The sequence below is a fragment of the Pseudoalteromonas sp. A22 genome, from assembly GCF_018141345.1.
Taxonomy (GTDB): Bacteria; Pseudomonadota; Gammaproteobacteria; order Enterobacterales; family Alteromonadaceae; genus Pseudoalteromonas; species Pseudoalteromonas maricaloris.
The window spans coordinates 309,649-329,131 of the sequence record NZ_CP047238.1 but is presented as its reverse complement, the minus strand read 5'-3'; the positions used below and the strand labels follow the sequence as shown (position 1 = coordinate 329,131).

Genomic DNA, 19,483 nt, shown 5'->3' with positions numbered 1-19,483 from the left:
GCAGTAAACATGAGCTGGTTAACCCTACTAAACGATTTAGAAAATGGCACAGTACGTGCGGCAACACAGGATGAGCAAGGCCATTGGCATGCTAACGTAGAAGTAAAACAAGGGATCCTTGAAGCATTTAGAAATGGCGTAAATACGGAGTTCCCAGGTGGATTTGTTGATAAAGACAACTTAGCACCACGCGGATTTGCTACCCAAGATGGCGTTCGTATGGTTCCTGGCGGAAGCAGTGTAAGACGTGGCGCTTACGTTGCAGCCGGCACAATCATTATGCCACCGGCTTATGTCAACATTGGTGCCTATATTGATTCAGGTACTATGGTAGATAGTCATGCGTTGGTTGGTTCTTGCGCGCAAATTGGTAAAAATGTGCACCTTAGCGCAGCTGTGCAAGTGGGTGGTGTATTAGAACCAGTTGGAGCAAGTCCTGTTGTTGTTGAAGACGATGCCTTTATTGGTGCAGGCTGTGTATTGGTTGAAGGGGTTGTTGTTAAACGCGGTGCCGTATTAGCACCGGGCGTGCGCCTTTCAGCAAGTATTCCTGTCTATGATTGCGTGAACGAGCGCTTGCTTGACAAAGGTGAAGCCATCCCTGAAAACGCGATAGTGATCCCAGGCTCTCGTCCAGCTTCAAGTGAGTGGGCTCGCGCGCAAGGATTAAGTATGTCATGCGCACTTATCGTAAAATACCGTGATGAACAAAGTGATGCATCACTGGCGCTGGAAGAGGTTCTACGCTAATGACTTGGTTGAGCACGTCACAGCGAACTGCAGCTGAGGCATTGATCCAGCAACAAGATACGCCTTTCTTTTGCTACGATTTAGATAAGCTAAGTGCGCATGTTAAGCCCTTAGTTGATCAGCAAATCGTTAAGCTTTGGTATGCCGTAAAAGCGAATCCGTTATCACATATCATTGAAACCCTAGATAACGCTGGGTTTAACTTTGATGTGGCATCTAGCGGCGAGCTTGATCAAGTGTTATCTCAAGGGATCGCTCCTGAACGCGTGCTCAACACCGGCCCTGCCAAATCGCTAAAGCAGATCCGCCATTTTGCAACACAAGGCGTACGTATTTTCGTGGCTGAAAGCCACAATCAAGTACGCTGGTTAAATCAAGTGGCCGAAGAGTTTGAGCTTCAATTTGAAGTTTTACTGCGGGTGCAATTACGCTTTGATAAAGCAGAGCACAATCCACTTGGTGGCAATACGCTTACTCCTTTTGGTCTTGGTGCAGAGCAGTGGCAAGCCCTAACTTTAAGTGACTACACCCACCTAGACTTTGTCGGACTGCATATTTTCCAGTGGGGCAATATGCTCTGCAGCGATACACTCGCTGAACTTTGGCAGGCTATGGTTGCGCCTTTAGTTCAGCTCGCTGCTGATTTAGATATTACTCTAAAGGTACTCGACTTAGGTGGCGGCCTTGGCATTCCCTATGATAGGCGAAGCCCTTCTCTCGATTGGCAGAAATTATTAGACACGCTCGCCTTGATAAAATCCGCCACGCAAGTGCAAGAGTTATGGATGGAATTAGGCCGCTATGCGGTTGGCGAATGTGGTTTTTATCTCAACCCTGTGGTGGAACAAAAGCAAAACTATGGTGAACAACAACTGATCGTCGCAGGCGGTGTCAATCACCTGCTGCGTCCAGCGGTTACCGGACAAGCTTTCCCCGCTGAATTGTTACGCCAGTCTCAAGCTGAGACCACAGACTTTCATATTCATGGCCCACTTTGCACAGCATTGGATAAATTAGGCACCCTAGCCTTACCAAGCGACAGTGCCGATGGCGATTGGCTTGTTTTCAGTCAGTGTGGCGCTTACGGCTACACCGAAAGTATGCCGTTCTTTCTATGTCATGAGCTCCCAGCTGAGTACATCATCTCAGCTGGAGAAATCAGCTGTGTCCGTGAAGCAGAGCCCGCTTCAAGTTATTTGAGGTAAACATGAATACCATTACACAACAACATATTCAGGTTGGTGAAATTGCCAACGGCTTGCCTTTGACTATTCCAGTCTATCGCATCAAAGGCGATGGCAGTGGGCCAAAGGTGTATATCCAAGCAAATATGCATGGCGCCGAAGTGCAAGGTAATGCAGTGATTTATCAACTGCTGGAACAGTTGAAGCAATTGTCATTAAAAGCGGACATCACCTTAGTGCCTTACGCAAACCCGATTGGTTGTAATCAGAAATCTGGTGAGTTTACCTTAGGACGTTTTGATCCAATTACAGGCACGAATTGGAATCGGATGTACATAAACCATTCCGGGCTGGTTGCCGAGTTTGTGGAGCAAAATCCGACGCTTTCAATTACAGAAATCACTCAGCAATTTCGCCAACAATTAGTTGAGCACACCCAAGCGCTACTTGATGGGCCCTTAGATAGGTTGACAACGGGTAAGCGCATCGCCTTGAATTTACAACGTCTAGCTCATGAAGCTGACATTGTTTTAGACCTTCACACGGGGCCAATTTCAGCAAAACACCTGTATTGTCCTGAGTATGCAAAAGACAGCGCTCGATATTTTGATATTCCGCATGTGTTACTTATTCCAAGTGACTTTGGTGGAGCAATGGATGAAGCAAGTTTTTGTCCATGGTGGAACTTGCAGCAAGCCTATCAAGCTATAGGCCGAGAGATCCCAGTATTAACAGAAGCGTTTACGGTTGAACTTGGCTCTCAAGAAAAAATTGATCTAGCGGAAGCATTGGATGACGCTAATAGCATTTTGAGCTACCTGAACCATAAACAGGCCTTTCAAGATGCGCACTTTATGCCACAAAACATCACCCGTTACGTCTGTCGACTAGAGAATTATCGCACCTTTTATGCACCAATGAGTGGCATGGTGGAATATACGGCAAAGCTTGGAGAGCATATCAAGGCAGGTCAAACCATCGCCAAAATTCTCAGAATGGAGCGCTATTTATCAGAAACGTCCTTAAATGAGATCAAGTTGGACGAAGATGCCATCGCCATTTTGCACTTTGCCTCTGCTAGTGTGAATCAAGGCACTGAGCTTTATAATTTCTTTACTCAAGTTGAAACACTTTAACTCGAGTACTTTTATTGCGTGAGAGTAAGTCAAAGCAAATAAGCTCTGCTTGTTTAGCTTAACGCTTACTAAGGTATGGCGGCGATAGCCGCCACCTTTTTCTTATTCGACCGTATTTCGCTTTCTGACATTTTTGACCTTCGAGATTCATTTCCCTTTCATTATCATTGATTAATAATGTAATCAATTGTACTTACTCTCGGCGCACACAGGATGAAACTTACATACTTATCAATACCGGCTTTAGCCTTGCTTACCTTGCCACTTTACGCTCAAGAAGCCCAACAGGAAGATGAAATAGATTTAGTCAAACAGTGCGTGCTAAACGCGGTATTAACTGGAGAAAAAGATAAAACCATAGAACAGGTCCGTACCGAATGTGCCGAGGCTGATGCAGATAAAACCTTAAGCCAATTAGATAAACGCATGGCGCGCGAACGTGTAACTGAAAAGAACCGTAATGTATTAACACCACATAAGCGTAACTATATTTTGCCAGTTTCTTATATGACCAACGTCAACAGTAGACCATTCGACGGTCTAAAAGCCATTGACGATGAAGACGGCGAGCCAATCGACAACTTTGAAGCCAAATACCAAATCTCGTTAAAAGCGCCTATTTATAAAAACTTTTCGGATAAAGATCAGGCAATCTATTTTGCTTTTACGCTGCAATCGTATTGGCAGCTGTATAACAAAGATGTGTCTTCGCCATTTCGTGAAACCAACTATGAACCAGAAATCTTTTGGATTAACTTTTTAGATGATGAAAACGTGCTGTGGGGCGATGAGATGGCCTTTGTACTTGGGATTTCCCACCAATCTAACGGTCGCAGTCAACCAAATTCCCGCTCCTGGAATCGTATCTATGCGAATTTTATCTGGGAAAACCGAGGCTTTGTATTCAGCTTTAAACCTTGGTATCGCTTACCTGAAGACGACAAAGAAGATGCCTTGGATCCACGCGGAGACGACAATCCAAACATCGACGAGTACTTAGGTCATTTCGAGTTTAGCGGGGTGTATCGTCACGAGGAGCATGAGTTTGGCTTTATGTGGCGCAATAACTTAAACAGTGATAATCGCGGTGCAATTCAGCTAGACTGGTCATTCCCGATTTGGGGAAGACTGCGCGGCTACGCACAATACTTTAATGGTTACGGCGAAAGCTTAATAGACTACAACACACATACCCAAAGGCTTGGTATTGGCGTGTTGCTCACTGATATTCTTTAAGCGCATTCGAATACAAAAAAGCTCTGAACACTCAGAGCTTTTTCGTTTGGAAAGCTGAGAATAATTCTCTACTTATTGCGGTTTTATCACCACAAATTGCCCCTCAAATTTAGCAACTAGCATGTCGCCATCATAGACATTCACTGGCACCACATATTTTGCTTTGCCAGCCGTCTCTAGCGCTTGTAATTCACCTTCACAGTCCGCAATGGTAACCGTTGCCGCTGGTGCTGTGGTTAAAGGTTTTAGATATTTAATATTGGCATCAGCTAACACAATATCTCCCTCCAACCCAAGTTCCTTAAGTGCCAAATAAGTCGCTCCCCAGCCCGTTAGCGTCGCCATGCTATATATAGAGCCTGCAAACATCGAGTTGTGTAAGTTGAGGTTCGCTTTTAAGTCAGCCTTAGTGGAAAACTGCCAGTCTGTATAGCTTTCGACTTTAATTCCCATCGCATCACTGATTGGAATAGACTCGCGCCAAGTATTTTGTAATACATGGGTCCAATTTGGTTGTCTAAACCAGCCTGGCTCCGTAGGACGTTGTTTTACCATCTTCCAGTGCTGCACATCGTCATAGGCTAAATGTGCCTTTTCAACCACTTCATAGCCATGACGCTCATAAAATGATAACGCGCGCTCACGAGCATACAAAACTAGCTCTTCTGCTTTTTGCGTCCAAGCAATAACCTCAAGCTCGTGTAGCAAACGACTACCTAAGTGATGACCTCGATGCCCTTCTGCAACGGCCATATAGCGTACTTGTGCTTGCTTATGATTGTTAAAATGGAGCCTAGCTACGCCTAGCACTTCACCATCATTATTTTTAATGTAGCGATGTTCAGCTTCTTGTTCTAAATCATCCTGTTCGCTGCCACGAGGTTGATCCCATGGCGCTCTTAACACCTGCCAGCGTAACTGGTAATAGGCTTGCCAATCTTCGCTGCTTTGTGGTGAAGTTACCTCAAACATCACTGACTCCTGTTTTGTTATTAGCCTGTTAAACGACTTTGAATCTAGTACGGATACACCCTACAAGATAAGCCCAGTGTAGGGAATAAAATGCGCCAAAACACTTATCCTTTAGTGTAAAAACTGGTGGACAAGCTGGCATTCACAAAATCCTCGTCTATGATGATGTTATCATGGGAGAATTTATTACGCATTCAGGCACTATCAGCAACGATTTTGTGGACCGGAGCCACCAGCTAGGACACTTGCTATATTGGCATAAACAAGGCAGAAATAGCATCCAAGTGCGGCAAGAGAAATCGTTAAGATGGCTTCTGATAAACAACACATTACAATCCGTTGTGGAGTTAAACCACCCGGAGCACTTGTTATTTCCTCATTTAAAAACATTCGCGAGTCGCTGGCAGCAAGTCACCCCGCCAACCAGCGTACTAGAGCTGGGTCTTGGCGCAGGTGCAATCCGTGATTACCTCAATGCCACTTATCCAGATTGTCACATTACCACCATAGATAACAACCCAGATGTGATCCATTGTTACAAACGCTACTTTGGTGGCGACCCTTTGTGCGATGTTAATTGTGTCGATGTATTTAAAGCGTTGCAACAAGGCAAACGCTACGATTGGATTGTGCTCGATTTATTTAGCGAACTTGAGCCTCCCATTTTCTTGTTTCAGCACCAGTTTTATCGTCTACTCAGAGCTGCTATTAATGATGGAGGCCGACTGTATATCAACTTTTTAACTGAGCATGAGTCGCAGCTCAAGCAACTTCAACACTTATTAATTACCAACTTTGGTAAAAAGCCCTTTATCGAAAAAGTGCCGGACTACGCCAATATGATTATCGAAGTTAAACGCTAGCATTTGTTGATCTTAGATTTTTACGTCAAATCACTATTCAATACTAAAGTTAAAAGTCACAGGGCCGTCATTCAGTAAACTCACCTTCATATCCGCAGCAAATTGTCCTGTCGCGACTTTCAACCCTGCGGCCTTGGCTTGAGCCACAAAGTATTCGTAGAGTGTATTCGCTTGCTCAGGTGTTCCTGCGCTCGAAAAACTTGGCCTCATGCCTTTTTTGGTGTCTGCCGCCAAGGTGAATTGCGATACAACTAATAGTTCGCCTTCAATGTCTTTTAAACTTAAATTCATTTTTCCCTTGTCGTCAGTAAAAATACGGTAGTTACTAACCTTGTGCAGTAACTTATCCGCCGTTTGCTCTGTATCCGACTTTTCAACGCCTAATAGTAACAATATTCCCTTATCGATTTGACCTACAATCTTACCCTCTACTTCTACCTTTGCTTCGCTGACCCTTTGAATTAGTCCTTGCACTACCTACCTCTTGTGACTGCTAATGATGCTGAATTTTGCACAGTAATAGATCAGCCGCTCGCCTTATCGCTTCTGCATAAACGGGGTTAGCACTACAATGCCCAACTCCATTCAAAATCAACAACTGCGCCTTAATGCTTTGTGCTAACTGATGAACCGGTGCGTATCGACACATTAAATCATGCCGACTGTGAATAAACCAGATAGGTAAGTGATTGAGCTGATCTGCATCTGCTGTAATTTGTTGTTTTTTGATAAAGCACTGGTGACTAAAAAAATGCACCATATGCTGTGCTTTACTGAGCTGTTTGTCTGCTTTGCAGAGCCTAATACCTTGCGTATCGCTATCTGTTGTGATCAGGTTATCCCACTCACACCAGCGCTGTGCTGCTTTTCTTTTGAGTAACTCATCCTCGCCAAAAAGTGCCGAATGGTAATGGTCTAGCAAGGATTCTATGGTTTGCGCTCCCTGTGCAAAGGCAAGATACTGCTCTGGATAAATTTGCGCGGGGGCACCTTGGCTACCATAAAGCCAATGAAGATCAGCCTCATTACCCAAAAAACTCGACCACAACACTATCCCCAAGACATCTTCACGATGTTGCTCAGCATAAAGAAGTGCCAGCATGGCACCGAAAGATTCCCCGGCGAGTACAACCTTTTGCAGCCCTAAATGCGCACGAATGGTGTGAATATCTTTCAGCAGGTTTGCGGTATTTATATCACCAAAGTCAGTAGGCGTTGAGTTGCCACAGCCTCGCTGACTAAACAGGATAATGCGGTATTTTTGCGGATTGAAGTAGCCAAGTACATTACGAGAATGGCCCTGACCTGGACCACCATGCAGCATGATAAGTGGTGTGCCATCACTGTAGCCATATTCCTCTATGCCCAATTGATGCCCTTCACCTACCGCGAGATGAAAGCGACGCAATGCATCGCCATGTTGATACAATAAGCTCATAACTCCCCCTTGGGGGCTTAAGCTAACCGTTATCGGTAAAAGCTAAAGTCCCTGCGCGTCTGGTGGGTCAAACTCCGAGCTTGTATCTAATCCTGCGGATTCCATATCTTGGGTTAAGCACACTGTAAACTCCGCACCTAACAACACCACTATCCAAGATAAATATACCCAAACAAAAAGAATAGGTACTGTCGCAAGCGCCCCATAGATAACTTCGTATGAGGGAAAATGGCTAATGTATAGTGCAAAGCCTTTTTTCGTTAGCTCGAATAACAAAGCTGCAAACAAAGCACCTGGAACCGCGGCTCGAAATGACACACTGGTATTTGGTACTAAAGTATAGAGCATGATGAAGCCAACCATAGAAATTAAATAGGGCAACATCTTAATCAGTGCACCACTAAACCCAGGGATCCCTTGATCGGCAAATGTCACTAAAGAAACGATATAAGATGTCATACCAATACTCGCGCCCAATAGCACAGGGCCAAGCGTGAGTACCATCCAATAAATCGCAAACGAAATCATCAACGGACGTTTTTGCTTAACTCGCCAAATACGGTTGAGTGTGGTGTCAACATTGCGAATAAGTAACAAAGCCACGACGGCCAAAAAACTCACCCCCACAGCTGTCATCTTATTCGCATTGCCAGTAAACGCACTGATGTGCTCTTTAATGGTGTCCGTCGATGTTGGCACAAAGTTATTGAACACAAAGTTTTCAATTGCAAAACGCGTATCTTCAAATCCAGGGAACGCCGAAAAAATTGCTACACCCACCGCAACTAAGGGGACCAACGATAACAGTGTGACATACGCTAAATAGCCCGCGTTGACCGTGATCTGGTCCTCAATACAACGCTTACTATAGCGACGCCACCAGCTAGGCTGAGAATGTAAGAATCGCAGTGCTACGACCTTCATTTCGGTTATTCTTTGCATCATAATCAAGTTAATATTCATGGATGACTTTACACATCATAACAATCCCCGCCATAATTTATAGCGTTAAATAGTAATATATAACGACGGTCACATGGCCACTTACTGATTATTGACCTTCTAGAGCCCGGGAGTGCAAATGAAAAAACTCACCTTAAGCGCAGTGTTACTTTTACTTGTTACTGGCTGCCAAAGTGCCTATTACGCCACCATGGAAAAGTTTGGTGTGCATAAACGCGAGATATTGGTGGATCGTGTCGAAGAAACAAAGGAGTCCCAAGAGGAATCACAAAAAGAGTTTCAATCGGCATTGGAAAGACTCACCACCTTAATTAATTTTAATGGTGGTGAATTACAAGAAGCCTATAACCTGCTTAACGATGACTACCAATCATCCCTTGCCGCTGCAGCTGAAGTAAGTAGCAATATAGACAAAGTGGAAGACGTGGCAAACGCACTATTTGACGAGTGGCAAGATGAACTTGAGCAATATTCGAGTGCAAACCTAAAACGTGAGAGTGCTAAGCAATTAAGTCAAACACAGCGCCAATTTGAACGCTTACTTCGCTCAATGCGCAGCAGTGAAGCCAAAATGCAGCCCGTGCTCGACTCACTACAAGATAATGTGCTGTACCTTAAGCACAACCTAAATGCACAGGCGGTAAGCGCTATTAAAAGTGAGTTTACGGGGTTAAAGCGTGATATTAGCGCCCTAATCGCAGATATGAACCGCTCTATTGAAGATTCGAACAAGTTTATTGCTGAGATGAATGCACGTAGAGCTTGAGTATCTTAGTCATTACGGGTTAAAAATAAGACTAAATAGCGTAATCCAAAAGGGCATGTCTCACCGCTATATTGACTTGCACTTATGCGAATACGATTAAAGGCCATACTAATCAGGAGACTAGTATGGCCTTCGAATTAAACAGGCAATATTGACCCGTGTCGTAATTTAATGAGGAGTAGGACTCCCCATAAGTAATTGCCATGCAGCAGCCATATAAGTTTGATATTCAAGGATTGGTACTTGCTGCTCAACATTTTGAGCACCCAGTTTTAGGTTAACCTGATAGCTATAAAACTGCTCACCATCACCTTGTTTCCAAACTCGCTCCGTATCTCGAATTGTTTTATATCCAAAAACATTTTCTGGTGCTTCAGAACCAACAAGTGAATGGCCAAAACTAGAAAATGATGTGTTGGGCCTCGCTATCAAGTCCATAATTGTAGCTGTGATATCCATATGTGAAGCAATTGTTCGGTTACTCAATTTAGGTGAAACCCCTTGCCCCAGTAAAAGAATTGGGACATGGGTAAGTTCGTACAAGTTAGGCTTAGCATGAAAATAGCGGCGGCTGTAGTGATCTCCAGTAATGATAAATAGCGCATCAGGATATTTGCGTTGCATATTATCAACAAACTGTCCCATCATTTGATCTGAATACCACAAGTGCCCAAGAGTGTTGGCAGATAGCACCTCATCACCCATTAGCTGAAACTGGGCTGGGTAGTCTCCATTTTTCCAAGGATAATCACTAGCTGATAAATCCAAATTAAATGGACCGTGATAGCTAGTAGTCATAATCAAGTTAAAGCTATTTTCTGGCACTGACTGGCTAACGAGATCAAATAGCTGCCCATCATCAACCCCCCATACACCGGCACTGCCCTTACCTCCTGCATTTGCCGCCGAATAAATATGATCGACGCCATGTCTACTCATAAAATCACCTACTGTTTGCCAAGACAATAAGCCACCATAAAAAAATTGTGATGTATAACCTTGTCCCTCCATCAAATGGATTAGCGAGTAAGTATGAGCCTTACTCGTGAGGCGGCTCATGTTAATACCACTAAATGGAATCCCTGTAACTAGACTGGATAATGAGTTCATTGTGCTTGAAGCAGCAGGCAATGCTTGTTCAACATAAATACCCTTTGCTTTTAGTCGATGAAAATTTTCTGTTAGCGCCAAATCCCTATATTTATCCTGCAGAGGCCAAGAATCAAAGCTTTCCATCACAATGTAAAAAATGCGAGAAGGTTTTTGAATTAAGGGCCCCATACTACGAGTCTCATTATTTAGCAGCGCATCATCAACCTCATGCTTATCGGCTAAATAAGGGTTAGTACTTGATGTAGTGAGCTGATTTAATTCACCGTAGTCTTGTATCGCGTAGAAGAAACTGCGAAATGGGTTAATAACTAAGTTGTTTACAAATGGATCCGTGGTGACGGCTGACCACTTTCTCGATGCAGGACGGGAGTCAAATGAACCTCTAGCAGCGCAAACGAACATAACGAACACCAATATCGAAATAACCGCTTGTTTGATTCTGCTCTTCGGACAAATATTTATTAGTAAGCGATAACTTCTCTTATCCACAAAACGAGTCCATACGACCACGCAAGATAGTAGTATACCTATGCTCAACAAACTCCCCCAAGGTTTATACTGCTGAATCACGGTGCTCAGTATGGCCTGCTGATCATCATATAACCCTTCCAGCATGAGATAATTATATTGAGTTCCATACTCACTGATATAAGTTATCCCGCAGATTCCTAATAATACGAAAACACTCAGATAAATTAGCCCTATCATATTGCGTGCTCGTCTAACCCAATTATCTAATCGCAAAGGCTGTAGGAAACAATTCAGCAAAAAAGGAATAGCGAGACAAACTCCAGCAGCAGAGGAGTCAAATTTAAAACCGGTGGCTAAGGCATCAAGCAGTTGGCCAACCGTAAGATCATACGATACTTTTTCTTTAAAGTTAAAGAGATAGAAAACTCTAAATGACATAAGTAAGAATACACCGCTGACCCATAACAAGAAAATAACCCAACTTTCCCTTATGAATTTTATCCAGCGGTTTGAAGATAAACTATTGTTGAGCAACAAAGCAGATAATCCTTCACTATAAAAAATAACAACCCACAAACAAAGATAATATAAAAATTGATAATGATTTAAATTAATGTTACCGTCCCTAATAGTAACACAAACAAAATAAGGAAATAACTATGAAATACACATTAGTGCTAGCAGGAGCAGCTCTAGCAGTTTCAACGATGGCTCAAGCAGCTTCAGGTATAATGTTTATCAATAAACAAAAGTACGCTGAAGAAACTGATTTCATCTGTATGGATGGTAAACATGAAATTGATAAAGCCTACAAAGGACAAACTGTACAAACTTATGATTGTGATTTTGGTAGAGATCAATATTTCTCATTTTATAAAAATAATGTAAAAATTGCTATAGATAACTCTGTATTCAGCTCTCCATTTGCCACCCATGGAAAAATGAAGCTTCAATATATGGGCAAATTAGCTAATTATATTGAAAGTAAATATTACGGAGATCCATGGTTTGAAATTAGGCCTGTATACGATGAGAACCTATGTTTAGATGTAAGTCGTTATGACGGTGCTCCAAAGCGAAATGTTCAATTCTGGAACTGTGAAGGAATGGCTGACCAATTATGGAAGTTCGATGGTGCAGGTCGGATTATAAATAAGAAACAAGGTAAATGCCTCGATGTGGCAGGTCACAGTGGAGGAAGACGCAATAATATAATGCTTTACGATTGTGACGGCGGACTAGACCAAGAGTGGTACTATACTCCATGGAATAGATAGGAGTCGGTTAGACACCACTTTCAATGAAAGAGCATGAGTCACCTCAGCTCTTTCTTCAACTAAAAACGTAACCTTTGATTTTAAGCTAGCTAAATACCATCTCCGGTACGTCATCAGGGCAAATCAATATGCCTGCGGTTTTGGCTTGAATTTCCGAGGCGCTAACACCTGGAGCTCGCTCAAGTAAATAAAACGCCCCCTCTTTGACTTCAAGCAACGCTAGATCGGTTACTATCTTATTGATACAGTTTACGCCGGTGAGCGGTAAACTGCAGTGTTGTAGAAGTTTTGACTCGCCTTGCTTATTCGCATGCGTCATAGTGCAAATTATATTTTTAGCCCCAGCGACAAGATCCATCGCGCCACCCATGCCCTTGATAAGCTTACCTGGGATCATCCAGCTGGCAAGATTACCTTGCTGATCTACTTCAAAAGCGCCAAGCACTGTCAGGTCCACATGACCACCACGGATCATTGCAAAGCTTTCTGCCGAACTAAAAATGGCAGCTCCCGTACGGGCCGTAACGGTTTCCTTACCCGCATTGATCATATCCGCATCCACTTCCTGCTCGGTCGGATAAGCGCCCATGCCTAATAAGCCATTTTCCGATTGCAGCATCACATCCATGCCCTGTGGCACATAATTAGCCACCAGCGTGGGGATCCCAATGCCAAGGTTGACATAAAACCCATCTCTTAATTCCTGCGCCACTCGCATGGCCATTTGCTCTCTGGTTAATGCCATTATGCTTGCTCCTTCACAGTACGTTTTTCGATGCGTTTTTCGAACTGTCCTAGAATCACTCTGTCGATATAAATTCCAGGGGTATGAATTTGGCTCGGTTCAATTTCGCCGGGCTCTACAATTTCTTCCACTTCAACGACGGTAATTTTTCCAGCCGTTGCAGCCATTGGATTAAAGTTCATGGCGGTGTGGCGATAAACACAATTGCCAAAACGGTCTGCTTTCCACGCTTTTACAATGGCAAAGTCTCCCGTAATACTCGGCTCTAAAATATATTCTCTATCACCAAACGTTTTTACCTCTTTGCCCTCAGCGACGGGTGTACCAACGCCTGTTGCGGTATAAAAAGCGGGGATCCCAGCTCCACCTGCGCGCATCTTTTCTGCAAGTGTCCCTTGTGGAGTTAATTCAACTTCCAATACACCGCTCAATAACTGCTGCTCAAACAAGGCGTTTTCTCCCACATAAGAAGCCACCATTTTGCGGATCTGCTTATCCTCAAGCAAAATCCCTAAACCAAACCCGTCTACTCCGCAGTTATTAGAAACCACGGTTAAGTCCTTTGTACCCATGTGGCGTATTTGGCTTATCAAACCTTCAGGGATCCCACACAAACCAAAGCCCCCTGCAATCACGGTCATGCCATCGCAAAGTCCTGCCATTGCTTCTTCGTAGCTTACGACTACCTTATCAAATCCAGCCATCATTCCTCCTATTGCACTGTCCAGCCGCCGTCCAGCACAATGGCTTGGCCAGTAATGTTGCGTGACTCATTTGCGAGTAAAAAATTGACAGCATGAGCAATCTCATCCAACCCTATAAAGGCCTTTTTCGGCATTGGCGCCAACATAATATTGTTTATCACTTCATCTTCGCTGATCCCATGCTGTTTCGCTTGCGCGGTAATTTGCTGTTCTACCAATGGGGTTTTTACATAAGCGGGGCAAATAGTGTTCACGGTGATATCGCAGTCCGCGGTTTCCAGCGCCAATACTTTGCCAAATCCCATTAACCCATGTTTTGCAGCGACATAAGCAGACTTATATTTAGAAGCGACTAGAGCGTGGATAGAACCAATATTGACGATGCGGCCAAAGCCTCCTCTGCGCATATGCGGCAATACCGCCTTACATAACATGGCGGGGCCTGTTAGCATCACGTCTTGCAGCAATTGCCACTTATCTTCTGGATAATGCTCTAGTGCTTCAACATGTTGCACACCTGCGTTATTGATAAGCACATCAATGTTATCGTGCTGACGGATAAAGTCAGCGATGTCTTGCTTATTAGCTATATTGAGCGCAAACGCTTGAGCATTTCCTCCGTCACTGACGATAGACTCGGCCACCGTCTGTGCTTGCGCTAAGTTCAAATCTACCAGTAATAGGCTGTAACCTTGTTTGCTCAGGGCCATCGCGATATAGCGACCAATGCCACTTGCAGCCCCTGTGATCAACGCCGTCTTCATCGTCACTCCTTGATTATTTTGCTAAGAACTGAGCAATGGTGTCAGCCTGTGATTGAATTGAAAAAATACCGTCTAAATGCCCCCAAACGCCTTCTATCTCTGTGATCTGCACGTCTTTATTCTTGGCTTTAAGGGTTTCTGCTAACTTACGAATGGGCTCAGGCTTTAATAACAAGTCATTGCTTGCAGGCATCAACAAAACCTTTGCTGTGATTTTATCGATAGCGCTATCAAAATTACCTTGCATGCCTGCGGTATATAGTTGCGAGGCGCGGACTAAATACAAGATTGAATTCGCATCTTGCGTTTCAGCCCTCGCTCGTGCGCGCGTGGCTAGCGTTTGGCTGAGTTTAGGAAGCTGACGAATATCTTGTTTTGCTTTGGGATCAAGCACAATAAAGTCTGGAAAACTGGCGTTATAAATAGCGGGGTGCATCGCGTCTTGAGTAATATTAAGCATCGTGGCCGTGAGTCCAGCAAGCGGCCTTTCCCCGTCGTAGTAGTCCCCGCCCCGCCAATTTGGATCAAGTCGGATAGGTAAAGCCCATTTCTCTAACGCAGCAACGGTCCAAGCATCCATCTTTGCCGCGCCAATCACATGAATTAAACGTGACACTTTTTCGGGATAGCGCACCGACCATTCTAACGCTTGGAAAGACCCCATAGACGCGCCCATCACCGCATGTAGTTTGTCGATACCTAAGCTATCCAGTAGTTGCTTTTGCACTTCAACAAAATCACCGATGGTCACCACGGGAAAATCCAAGCCGTATGGCTTGCCCGTCTTTGGATTAATGGAAGCTGGGCCCGTCGTGATCACATCTTTACTATGCCAGTTTGCATTGACCAAAGTATCTGCGCTTATCACAAAGTACTTGTTAGTATCTACCGCTTTGCCCGGGCCGATAATGGCATCCCAGTAACCTGCCAATACGTCAGACTCCCGATACTTACCCGCAGCGTGAGATGTGCCAGAAAAGAAATGCGTGATCAAAACTGCATTGCTTTTGTCGGCATTTAATTTGCCATAGCTTTCCCAGCCTACCTTAACGTCAGGAATGCTGACTCCAGACTCTGTAGTAAAATGCGCGAGTGTAAATGCCCGCTTTTCAACCAGCATAGGTTTGTTTGTCTCACTGCCATAGACAATATTGCTGGCAACGAACAAGAGTAACAGGAAAATCCGCTTCATTGCTGTATCTCTCCGTTAAAATAAGATGAATAGGGTTAATGCGAGGGCAACGCCCACCAGCGGCACGACCGCAGTCAACGCAGCCATGGACCAGTATGCTCGTTGATGTGTTTCTTTACAGATGGCGCGAATGGTTGTGACCACATAACCGTTGTGCGGTAAGGTATCCAAAGCGCCTGAGCTAATAGCGACAACACGATGTAATTGTTCTGGATTGACACCCGCATCGATGTAGTGCGGTGCCACTAAAGGTAACGCAATGGCTTGCCCACCGGATGCCGAACCAGTTAAACCGGCTATTACACTTACCGCCACAGCGGCGCCAAGTAGCTCATTACCCGGCATCTGTGTCATCATTTCGACCGCTAATTGAAATGCCTCGGTGTTTTTTGCTACCGCACCAAAACCCACTACCGCACTGGTATTACCGATAGCAACTAGCGCACCTGTTGTACCTAAGTTAATTGCGGCCCCCATGTTGTGAAAATGCTTAAAGTTAATCGCGACAATACTGAGTACACCGCCAAGTAGAGCTACAATGAGTGCACTTTGCTGCAACACATCATGAAGTGTAAAAGATAAAATCAACACCACGATTAGAGGCAGTACGCCAGTGATTGGATGAGGGTAGTTACGTTCATGGATTTCAGGGTCGTCTTCTTTCGCCTCAAAGTGCTCACCATTTGCCACCGCTTTAGCTATCATCTTTTTCAACCACCAATAGCCAGTAATAGCCATAAATGTGGCAACCACTAGACTGACTTCCCAAGCCGCATAAGGCGAAGTGCCTAAATATTTTATTGGGATCCAGTTTTGGATTTCCGGGGAGCCTGCCGAAGTCATGGTAAAGGTGACTGAGCCGAAAGCCAGAGTTGCGGGAATAAAGCGCCTTGGTAAATTGGCATCTTTAAATAAGCTAAGCGCCATAGGGTAGACAGAAAAAGCCACAATAAAAACACTGACGCCGCCATACGTTAGTACCGCACAGGCAATCACCACCGCTAATACCGCATGTTTCATACCTAACTTGTCGACAATATAGCGTGCCACGCTGTCGGCAGCACCACTGTCTTCCATGAACTTACCGAACAAAGAGCCAAGCAAGAACATGAAAAACCAAGCACTCAAAAAGCCAGCAAAGCCATCCATATAGAGTGTAAGAAAGCTGCTTTCTACAGCTTCTGTGGGAAATAGCGCAACACCACTCGTCAATGCGACTAATAAAGCGCACAGAGGAGCTGCGATAAACAAGTTTACGCCACGGAGAGTTAGCCAAATAAGCAGGCCAAGTCCTCCTGCCAGTCCAAGCATACTGAGCATAAGGGCTTCCTTTTATTGTTATTAATGCCCGTTATAAGTTGATGTGTTGGGCATGCTGTTGATGAATATCAGTGTGGCGTGCAGGCGCAATAAAAACCATAGTACTAAGGTTATAGAAGCCCTACACCCCGTGTTAATCCTAGCGTATCAAGGCATTAGTACTAAGGTACTAATAGAAAAACTTTACAACTCCCCTATGCTTTGGTGTGACAACAAGCACCCAAAATGACAATAATAGGGATCACAGGATGAACATTTACCAACCTAGATATTCAGCTATCGCGTTGGCTATTACACTCGCAACTCAAGTCAGCCCAGCGGCAGCAGAACAAGCAACACAATCAGAAGGCAAGCTAGAACGCATCGAAGTCACGGCGCGTAAGACGGTAGAAAACCTTCAAACCGTTCCAGTTGCAGTGACTTCTATCGGTGAAACCGATCTACTCGAAAATGGCATTTCAGTACTTTCTGAAGTCCAGCAGTTTTCACCCAATACCACGCTTCAAGCTAGCCGAGGTACTAACTCTACCCTCACTGCCTTTATTCGTGGTGTGGGGCAACAAGACCCATTATGGGGTTATGAACCTGGTGTAGGCATTTACATCGATGACATTTATTTAGCAAGGCCACAAGGGGCCGTACTTGACCTCCTTGATGTACAACAGATTGAAGTACTACGAGGACCGCAAGGAACGCTATACGGCAAAAACACCATTGGTGGCGCAATAAAATATGTCACTAAGGAAATGTCTGGCGATGCGACTTTTAACGTGGAAGGGACTGTTGGTAGTTATAATCAACGCGATCTTAAGATCACAGGTCAACTGCCGCTCGTGGAAGACACGCTCTATCTAGGTTATGGCTTTGCCACTTTGAATCGAGATGGCTTTGGTGAGTTCAAGGTTTCAACGCTACCCGGCCAAGACAAGGAAAACTACAATAAAGAAATTCAAGCTGCGCGGTTAACCTTAGAATATCGTCCAAGCGATGATTTGTTCTTCCGTTTAGCATGGGATAAAACCGACGATGACTCCAACTCTAAAGGGGGTTATCGGTTGTTGCCGAGCTTACTGACTGACGCCCCCGTGCCTGACAGCGTATTTGATTCTTACACTAGTATGCCAACTTGGAATAAAGTCGAGCTTGAGGGATATAGTTTGACCGCTCGCTGGGATCTTTCTGACGCCACCACAATAAAATACATCGGTGCTAGCCGAGATAGTTACTCCCCGACCAATATCGACTTTGATAATACGCCATTACGGATCTTTGATGTACCCGCCATTTATGATGACGAGCAAACCACGCATGAGATACAGCTAAGCCATGCAGGTAACGGCTATAAATTTGTCTCTGGTCTATATTATTACGATGGCGAGTCATGCGGCCAATTCCAAGCAATTTTGGAAGTGTTAGGACAAAGCTTGGGCGCTCCCGGTCTTACGCGAGAAGTCAGTGGTTGTAACAACTCAAATAGTAAAGCCGCGTATATTCAAGGCACCATTGATTTAGCAGAGCAGTGGTCGCTCACATTGGGCGCTCGTTACACTAAAGACAGCAAAGAAGCACAAGTCAGCAATGGTTTGGTCTTTGATGTCGTGTATCCCGAATCAAATTGGATCCCAGGTTATACACGCCCTGCAGGTGAGCTCGTACCGTCAGTGCTTGATGATGAAGAAGATTGGTCACGGTTTACACCAAGAGTGGGAGTGGAATATCAATACAACCGCGATATCATGTTCTTTGCCAGCTATGCTCAAGGATTTAAATCCGGCACCTTCAACCCCAGAGCTAGCACCGCAGAGCCTGCTGCAGACCCTGAAATCGTAGATTCATTCGAAATCGGTATGAAAAGCGAGTGGCACGATAATCTAAGAGCCAATATCACGCTATTCACATTAGATCACAAAGACCGCCAATATATTTCCGTGTTGCCCGGTGCAACCTCAGCCGATCTAAACCAACGACTTGGCAACATTGGTAAGTCTACAGCAAATGGTATTGAAGCCGAGCTTAGCTATGTCGCTACAGAGGCGCTGAGTTTTGATGCCGCGATAGGATATATAGACAGTGACTTCGAAGAGGTACTCGACACTAATCCAGACACCGGTGCGACATTTGACAAATCAGACCGCTTTAGTATTTCTAACACCCCTGATTTAACTTTTAACTTTGGGGCGACATACAAGCTCTACAGTGATATTGGCGATTGGGTGTTCAATGCCAGCTACTACCATCGTGGTGATTATGTTTTATTTGAGGAAGATAGCCTACTGACGCAGGATAGCTATGGTTTAGTCAATCTGAGTATTAATTGGTATAGCACAGATGGCAATTGGCGTGTTGGTCTTCATGGGAAAAACCTGACGGATGAAGAATATATGATAGGAGGCTATCAGTTCGTGACACCAGACCCAAGCGATCCGAGTAATGTGAGTAAGTACACGCCGGGGCTTGGTGGTGATAATACCTTGATAGGCTACTTTGGCGACCCAAGAACCGTTTCGCTTACCGTGGGTTATCGTTTTTAGCACCGAAAGCGAGGCTGCTAGGGAGCCTCGCTATCTCAATCACTTGATGTAGTTTTGG

18 protein-coding genes are annotated in these 19,483 nt (G+C 44.5%); 8 read left to right on the top strand and 10 right to left on the bottom strand.

From position 1 onward, the window contains the following. Positions 1 to 9: 9 nt before the first annotated feature. The 4 genes from GSF04_RS06370 (at position 10) to GSF04_RS06355 (ending at position 4,306) form a co-directional block, all read left to right on the top strand. A complete protein-coding gene (locus GSF04_RS06370) occupies positions 10 to 750 on the top strand; it encodes a 2,3,4,5-tetrahydropyridine-2,6-dicarboxylate N-succinyltransferase (RefSeq protein ID WP_211859069.1) in 741 nt (246 codons plus the stop codon). Continuing rightward, positions 750 to 1,955, top strand: coding sequence for a PLP-dependent decarboxylase (locus GSF04_RS06365; RefSeq protein ID WP_211859068.1), 1,206 nt, complete (start codon positions 750 to 752; stop codon positions 1,953 to 1,955). The genes GSF04_RS06370 and GSF04_RS06365 overlap by 1 nt, the downstream gene beginning before the upstream one ends. Before the next feature lie 2 nt (positions 1,956 to 1,957). Continuing rightward, complete coding sequence (locus GSF04_RS06360; RefSeq protein ID WP_211859067.1) at positions 1,958 to 3,070, top strand: M14 family metallopeptidase; 1,113 nt, start codon at positions 1,958 to 1,960, stop codon at positions 3,068 to 3,070. Between the two features lie 213 nt (positions 3,071 to 3,283). Beyond that, complete coding sequence (locus GSF04_RS06355; RefSeq protein WP_211859066.1) at positions 3,284 to 4,306, top strand: phospholipase A; 1,023 nt, start codon at positions 3,284 to 3,286, stop codon at positions 4,304 to 4,306. 72 nt (positions 4,307 to 4,378) lie between these two features. Here the strand turns inward: GSF04_RS06355 and GSF04_RS06350 are convergent, their stop codons facing one another. Further along, entirely contained in the window at positions 4,379 to 5,278 is a 900-nt protein-coding gene (locus GSF04_RS06350) for a bifunctional GNAT family N-acetyltransferase/hotdog fold thioesterase (RefSeq protein ID WP_069018843.1), read from the bottom strand. A 173-nt stretch (positions 5,279 to 5,451) separates the two neighbouring features. Here GSF04_RS06350 and GSF04_RS06345 point away from each other — a divergent pair, with 173 nt between their 5' ends. Then, positions 5,452 to 6,141 carry an SAM-dependent methyltransferase gene (locus GSF04_RS06345; RefSeq protein WP_211859065.1) on the top strand — a complete coding sequence of 230 codons (690 nt, stop codon included), beginning with the start codon at positions 5,452 to 5,454 and terminating at the stop codon, positions 6,139 to 6,141. 33 nt (positions 6,142 to 6,174) lie between these two features. Here the strand turns inward: GSF04_RS06345 and dtd are convergent, their stop codons facing one another. The 3 genes from dtd to GSF04_RS06330 are packed head-to-tail and all read right to left on the bottom strand — an operon-like array spanning position 6,175 to position 8,503. Then, positions 6,175 to 6,615 carry a D-aminoacyl-tRNA deacylase gene (gene dtd / locus GSF04_RS06340; protein WP_211859064.1) on the bottom strand — a complete coding sequence of 147 codons (441 nt, stop codon included), beginning with the start codon at positions 6,613 to 6,615 and terminating at the stop codon, positions 6,175 to 6,177. A gap of 19 nt (positions 6,616 to 6,634) precedes the next feature. Further along, positions 6,635 to 7,579, bottom strand: coding sequence for an alpha/beta fold hydrolase (locus GSF04_RS06335; protein WP_211859063.1), 945 nt, complete (start codon positions 7,577 to 7,579; stop codon positions 6,635 to 6,637). A gap of 42 nt (positions 7,580 to 7,621) precedes the next feature. Further along, positions 7,622 to 8,503: a virulence factor BrkB family protein gene (locus GSF04_RS06330; RefSeq protein WP_211859062.1), complete on the bottom strand. Its 882-nt coding sequence runs from the start codon at positions 8,501 to 8,503 to the stop codon at positions 7,622 to 7,624. A gap of 157 nt (positions 8,504 to 8,660) precedes the next feature. Here GSF04_RS06330 and GSF04_RS06325 point away from each other — a divergent pair, with 157 nt between their 5' ends. After that, positions 8,661 to 9,308: a DUF2959 domain-containing protein gene (locus GSF04_RS06325; RefSeq protein ID WP_211859061.1), complete on the top strand. Its 648-nt coding sequence runs from the start codon at positions 8,661 to 8,663 to the stop codon at positions 9,306 to 9,308. Positions 9,309 to 9,476: 168 nt separating this feature from the next. On the opposite strand, the gene GSF04_RS06320 is transcribed toward GSF04_RS06325, so the two are convergent. Continuing rightward, positions 9,477 to 11,468 carry an alkaline phosphatase family protein gene (locus GSF04_RS06320; RefSeq protein ID WP_249122440.1) on the bottom strand — a complete coding sequence of 664 codons (1,992 nt, stop codon included), beginning with the start codon at positions 11,466 to 11,468 and terminating at the stop codon, positions 9,477 to 9,479. A gap of 83 nt (positions 11,469 to 11,551) precedes the next feature. Between GSF04_RS06320 and GSF04_RS06315 the strand changes: the two genes are divergently transcribed. Further along, a complete protein-coding gene (locus GSF04_RS06315; protein WP_211859060.1) occupies positions 11,552 to 12,169 on the top strand; it encodes a ricin-type beta-trefoil lectin domain protein in 618 nt (205 codons plus the stop codon). 85 nt (positions 12,170 to 12,254) lie between these two features. Here the strand turns inward: GSF04_RS06315 and GSF04_RS06310 are convergent, their stop codons facing one another. From GSF04_RS06310 to GSF04_RS06290, 5 genes are read right to left on the bottom strand one after another with little or no spacing between them, the layout of a single operon-like run. Beyond that, complete coding sequence (locus GSF04_RS06310; protein WP_211859059.1) at positions 12,255 to 12,914, bottom strand: CoA transferase subunit B; 660 nt, start codon at positions 12,912 to 12,914, stop codon at positions 12,255 to 12,257. Then, positions 12,914 to 13,618: a CoA transferase subunit A gene (locus tag GSF04_RS06305; protein ID WP_010376359.1), complete on the bottom strand. Its 705-nt coding sequence runs from the start codon at positions 13,616 to 13,618 to the stop codon at positions 12,914 to 12,916. Before GSF04_RS06305 ends, GSF04_RS06310 begins: the two co-directional genes overlap by 1 nt. Before the next feature lie 8 nt (positions 13,619 to 13,626). Next, the gene (locus tag GSF04_RS06300; protein WP_010607747.1) at positions 13,627 to 14,382 is read right to left on the bottom strand and encodes a 3-hydroxybutyrate dehydrogenase; all 756 of its coding nucleotides are present in this window, start codon (positions 14,380 to 14,382) and stop codon (positions 13,627 to 13,629) included. Between the two features lie 13 nt (positions 14,383 to 14,395). Continuing rightward, a complete protein-coding gene (locus GSF04_RS06295) occupies positions 14,396 to 15,574 on the bottom strand; it encodes a homoserine O-acetyltransferase (RefSeq protein ID WP_211859058.1) in 1,179 nt (392 codons plus the stop codon). 15 nt (positions 15,575 to 15,589) lie between these two features. Then, positions 15,590 to 16,894 carry an SLC13 family permease gene (locus tag GSF04_RS06290; protein ID WP_099031119.1) on the bottom strand — a complete coding sequence of 435 codons (1,305 nt, stop codon included), beginning with the start codon at positions 16,892 to 16,894 and terminating at the stop codon, positions 15,590 to 15,592. A 248-nt stretch (positions 16,895 to 17,142) separates the two neighbouring features. Here GSF04_RS06290 and GSF04_RS06285 point away from each other — a divergent pair, with 248 nt between their 5' ends. Next, positions 17,143 to 19,425, top strand: coding sequence for a TonB-dependent receptor (locus tag GSF04_RS06285; protein WP_211859057.1), 2,283 nt, complete (start codon positions 17,143 to 17,145; stop codon positions 19,423 to 19,425). Positions 19,426 to 19,483 lie beyond the last annotated feature (58 nt).

What these genes read in the sequence shown, in the direction of transcription:
- GSF04_RS06360 (WP_211859067.1), top strand. Translation starts at nt 1,958, where the DNA reads ATGAATACCATTACACAACAACATATTCAGGTTGGTGAAATTGCCAAC.
- GSF04_RS06370 (WP_211859069.1), top strand. Translation starts at nt 10, where the DNA reads ATGAGCTGGTTAACCCTACTAAACGATTTAGAAAATGGCACAGTACGT.
- GSF04_RS06290 (WP_099031119.1), bottom strand. Translation starts at nt 16,894, where the DNA reads ATGCTCAGTATGCTTGGACTGGCAGGAGGACTTGGCCTGCTTATTTGG.
- GSF04_RS06335 (WP_211859063.1), bottom strand. Translation starts at nt 7,579, where the DNA reads ATGAGCTTATTGTATCAACATGGCGATGCATTGCGTCGCTTTCATCTC.
- GSF04_RS06305 (WP_010376359.1), bottom strand. Translation starts at nt 13,618, where the DNA reads ATGGCTGGATTTGATAAGGTAGTCGTAAGCTACGAAGAAGCAATGGCA.
- GSF04_RS06365 (WP_211859068.1), top strand. Translation starts at nt 750, where the DNA reads ATGACTTGGTTGAGCACGTCACAGCGAACTGCAGCTGAGGCATTGATC.
- GSF04_RS06325 (WP_211859061.1), top strand. Translation starts at nt 8,661, where the DNA reads ATGAAAAAACTCACCTTAAGCGCAGTGTTACTTTTACTTGTTACTGGC.
- GSF04_RS06295 (WP_211859058.1), bottom strand. Translation starts at nt 15,574, where the DNA reads ATGAAGCGGATTTTCCTGTTACTCTTGTTCGTTGCCAGCAATATTGTC.
- GSF04_RS06350 (WP_069018843.1), bottom strand. Translation starts at nt 5,278, where the DNA reads ATGTTTGAGGTAACTTCACCACAAAGCAGCGAAGATTGGCAAGCCTAT.
- GSF04_RS06355 (WP_211859066.1), top strand. Translation starts at nt 3,284, where the DNA reads ATGAAACTTACATACTTATCAATACCGGCTTTAGCCTTGCTTACCTTG.
- GSF04_RS06285 (WP_211859057.1), top strand. Translation starts at nt 17,143, where the DNA reads ATGAACATTTACCAACCTAGATATTCAGCTATCGCGTTGGCTATTACA.
- GSF04_RS06345 (WP_211859065.1), top strand. Translation starts at nt 5,452, where the DNA reads ATGGGAGAATTTATTACGCATTCAGGCACTATCAGCAACGATTTTGTG.
- GSF04_RS06300 (WP_010607747.1), bottom strand. Translation starts at nt 14,382, where the DNA reads ATGAAGACGGCGTTGATCACAGGGGCTGCAAGTGGCATTGGTCGCTAT.
- GSF04_RS06315 (WP_211859060.1), top strand. Translation starts at nt 11,552, where the DNA reads ATGAAATACACATTAGTGCTAGCAGGAGCAGCTCTAGCAGTTTCAACG.
- GSF04_RS06310 (WP_211859059.1), bottom strand. Translation starts at nt 12,914, where the DNA reads ATGGCATTAACCAGAGAGCAAATGGCCATGCGAGTGGCGCAGGAATTA.
- GSF04_RS06330 (WP_211859062.1), bottom strand. Translation starts at nt 8,503, where the DNA reads ATGAAGGTCGTAGCACTGCGATTCTTACATTCTCAGCCTAGCTGGTGG.